4 protein-coding genes and 1 pseudogene are annotated in these 3,772 nt (G+C 68.4%); 1 reads left to right on the forward strand and 4 read right to left on the reverse strand.

Annotation, left to right across the window (positions count from 1 at the left end):
• The 4 genes from RTM68_RS17555 to RTM68_RS17570 form a co-directional block, all read right to left on the reverse strand.
• Positions 1–902 (reverse strand): SMC family ATPase (locus RTM68_RS17555; protein ID WP_312173437.1); only part of this gene is annotated, 902 nt, incomplete at its 3' end.
• Positions 903–952: 50 nt separating this feature from the next.
• Positions 953–2,107, reverse strand: a complete 1,155-nt coding sequence (locus tag RTM68_RS17560; protein WP_312173440.1) for an exonuclease SbcCD subunit D — start codon at positions 2,105–2,107, stop codon at positions 953–955.
• 266 nt (positions 2,108–2,373) lie between these two features.
• On the reverse strand, positions 2,374–2,838 hold the full coding sequence (locus RTM68_RS17565) for a DIP1984 family protein (protein ID WP_312173442.1): 465 nt from the start codon (positions 2,836–2,838) through the stop codon (positions 2,374–2,376).
• A gap of 54 nt (positions 2,839–2,892) precedes the next feature.
• Positions 2,893–3,132 (reverse strand): GNAT family N-acetyltransferase, encoded by a 240-nt coding sequence (locus tag RTM68_RS17570; RefSeq protein WP_312173444.1) that lies wholly within the window; start codon positions 3,130–3,132, stop codon positions 2,893–2,895.
• A gap of 395 nt (positions 3,133–3,527) precedes the next feature.
• On the opposite strand from RTM68_RS17570, the pseudogene RTM68_RS17575 reads away from it, so the two are divergent.
• A pseudogene (locus RTM68_RS17575) lies at positions 3,528–3,772 on the forward strand (winged helix family transcriptional regulator); the annotation flags it as partial.

Raw genomic sequence — 3,772 nt, forward strand, 5'->3', positions numbered from 1 at the left:
TCGACCTGGGCCCGCTGCTCCTCCCGCGCTGTCGCGAGGGCGGCGTCGGCCGCGGCTGACGCTCTCTCGGCATCATCGCGCTCAGCCGCACGCCGCTCCGCCCGATAGTCGGCGCGTGCTCTCGCCTGCCGCAGGTCAGCGAGACGCTCATCGGCGGTCACCGCGGCCGGACGCGGGTCCGAGACCATCGGCTGCTCGTCGGAGTCGTCTGCGGCGCTGCGGCCCAGATCGGCGCTCGCGACGAGTCGCTCACCCTCGTCGAGTCTGGCGGCGACCGTCGCGACTCGTGTGCCCAGCGCGTGCTCTGCGGCCCTGCGCCGTTCATCGAAGCGCGCCTGCACGTCTTCGAAGCGCTCGGTGCCGAACAGGCGTCGCAGCAGGGCCTGACGGTCTCGACTGCCAGCCAGCAGGAATTCCGAGAACCGATTCTGCGCGAGCAGGATCACCTGGAGGAACTGCTCGCGACTCAGCTGCAGGATCTCGTCGAGCTCGTGGGCGGCCTCGCGCTCTCGTGCGGCCACTCCCACCCACTCGCCACCGACGAGCATGTCGAGCTGTACTGCGGCGGACTGCACGGTCGTGCCGCCCCCGCGCTTCTTGGGGCGCTCGTAATCGGGCGAGCGTGTGACGCGGTACCGTCCGGCCGACGTGCTGAACTCGACGACGACCTCTGTCACATCGTCGGGTTCGCAGTGATCGCTCCGGAGTCGCTTCTCGCCGCCTTCGTATCGGGGAACACCGCCGTAGAGAGCGAAGCAGACGGCGTCGAGGATGCTCGACTTTCCGGCGCCGGTACGACCGGCGATCAGGAAGATGCCGTCATCGGCGAACTCGTCGAAGTCCACGACCTGTCGTTCGCGGAACGGGCCGAATCCTTCGACCTGCAGTCGATGCAGTCGCATCAGAGCATCCTCTTCGCTGTCGGAGCGTCACCGGGCACGACCGTCACGGACTAGATCAGGGCCTCGGCGCGCACGCGGTCGTCGAGCACCTCTCGGATGAGCTCGCCCTCGCGCTCTGTGGCACCGTGCCCCGAGCGGACGTGCTCGAGGAAGGCCTCGATGCGTTCGGGATCGGTCACTGCGCCGCGGAGCCGATCGACATACGAGCGTTCGACGGTCTCGGCCGTCTCGGACGGCTGATGCTGCACCATGGCGCAATGCGGATAGCGCTCGCGCAGCCGTCGCATCGGCTCGGTCTGAGCGAGCGCGTCGGTGTACACCGCGCACACCCAGTCGTCGGCGTGCGCGGCGACGTTCGCGTCCGACAGGATCTCGTCGAGCGGGCCCGTCAGCGTGACCAGCCGGCGAGGGATCGGCAGATCGAGCCACTCGACCGACGACAGTCCCGTCGCGTCGAGGTCGACCAGCCAAGACCCGCGCGGCTTGTTCTGCTCACCGAAGCTGTAGTGCAGCGGCGCACCCGAGTACCGCACCCGCTCGCTGATCTGCTGACGTCCGTGGATGTGCCCGAGCGCGACGTAGTCGGGACCGTCGAACACGGCGAGCGGCACGACGTCGAGTCCGCCCTGGCGGACCTCGCGCTCGAGCCCGACGGTCGCGTCGACACCCGCGGCGAAGCAGTGGGCGACGGCGACCGAGCGACCCGGATTCGCCTGCATGCCCTCACGTACGATCGCCATGGCGTGGGCGAGCGTCTGCGCCTGAGTGCGCAGTTCGGCGTCAGCCCAGTGCTGCCTGACGATGGCCGGCTCGAGATACGGGATGCCGAAGAAGTGCACCGGTCCGTCGTCGTCGGTCACGGTGACAGGCTCACCGATCGCGAACGGATCCGTGAGCACGTGGATGCCGTCGCGCAGCAGACGGGCCTGGAAGCCCAGCCGCGCCGCCGAGTCGTGGTTGCCGCTGGTCACGATCACGGTCGCCCCGGTCTCGTGCAGGGCCAGGAGGGCGTCGCCGAGGAGCGTGTAAGCAGCACCGGCAGGGGTCGCGGAGTCGAACACGTCGCCCGCGACCACCACGACGTCGACCTCGTGCTCCCGCACCTGCACGATGAGCGCTCCGAGGACCTCGGCCAGCGCGTCCATGGTCGAGTTGCCATGGAAGGTGCGGCCGATGTGCCAGTCGGAGGTGTGCAGGATTCGCATGTTCACACGCTACGAACCACCACGGACATTCGGTCCGAGGCGTGCCGCTGAACGGCGAGGAGATGGCGAGGAGAAGAGCGGAAGGTCCCCTGACCCACCCTCGTCACATCGATCGACACGTGGTGATGCACCGTGCTCATGCGCGGTCACCTGTGTGGGATGCGGGGCTGCGCGATGCGAATCTGGGCTGCCCTCCGCCCGACAGGGCCGGAATTGCCCCTCCGGCTGGGGGTGTGTCCGCCTCGGCGTGACTACCGACTTCCGCTCTACTCCTCCAGTTCGCGGGTCCAGTTCGCCTGCTGGATCCGATTGTCGAGCTCACGCAGCTCCTTCGCCGCGGCATCCGCCTGCGCCCGCAGATCGGCGACGGGGAGCGCGGCCAGCTGCCGGAGCTCCGACCGCATCTGCCGGAACACGGTCGACGCACCGGATGCCGCCGCCGCGGCATCCACCAGCAGCGAATGCCGCAGCCTCAGCACATCGCGGGCGGCGAGAGCGTCGGTCATGGTGCCGTCGGCGCCCAGATCGAGGCGGGAGTTGGTCGCGTTGATTCGACGGATCAGGTCCCGCAGTCGCGCGAGATCGGAGTCGGCCTCGACGAGCAGGGCCGCGGCGTCCTCCGCAGGCTCCTCGCCCTCCTGGTACCGCGCGTTGGCGGTGATGCGAACACGGAGCTGCTCGATCCGACGCTGCAGATCAGCGCGGGCGGTGAGGGCCTCGGCGAGTTTCATGCTGTCATCCTCTCAGAGCGACACCGCGTAACACAGCGTCACACGGCCGCAGGATCAGCGGGTGCGCAGCAGCGAGGAGTGATCGGGGTGGGCGGCGAACCAGTCAGCGACATACCAGCACACCGCGTCGACCTTGCGGTCACCCCGGGCCTCGATGTCGGCGACAGCACCCTCCACCACGGCTCCGGCATAGCCGTGGCCGCGGAAAGTCGGCACTGTGAAGGCGCGAGTGAGGGCGATGGTGCTCCCGTCGTCGCGGTAGTCGAGCACGCTGACGAGCTGCCCATCGCGCATCAACGTGTATCGAGATGCGTCCTTCTCGTCGGTGAGGATGAACCCGGATGCCAATGACGAAGTGCTCACCCGCCCCACGTTACGCCCAGATCCTTTACGAATGACCGTTTTGACACGCCCGGACTTCTTGGGACATAATCCCCCCATGACTACCAACGCAAGCCCTTTGTCCGCCCAGGAGGCGAACAGGACTGCCGGGATGATGATGCCCGGTCGCGTTGGCATGTGTTGCCGAATGTGTCGCTGAACGAACAGCCACTCCGTCTGACCTGACTCTCGCGATCTGCGAGAACGGTCACCGAGCACCCACCCCTGCTCGCTCTCCCGGCTCGCCCGGTCATTCATGCAACGCATCCGAGCCTCTCTCCGGCTCACGTCCTGAGGACTTCATCATCATGTCGAACACCACTCTTCTCGAGCGTCCCTCCGTCTCCGCCGCCGTCCGCACCGCTCCCGCGCGGTCCGACGAGGCACCGCTCGCCGCCGATCTTCCCGCCGTCCGCTCGCCGCGCGGCTTCGCGCTCTACGTCGGCCTCGACGAGATCAAGGCCGCCGAGGCCGGCGTGAGCCTTCCCCTGCTGGTCGACGCCCTCCGCCGCACTCTCGCCGAGCTCGCGCCCGGGGCCGAGACGCACGCGAC

It is taken from the genome of Microbacterium sp., assembly GCF_031988965.1.
GTDB lineage: Bacteria > Actinomycetota > Actinomycetes > Actinomycetales > Microbacteriaceae > Microbacterium.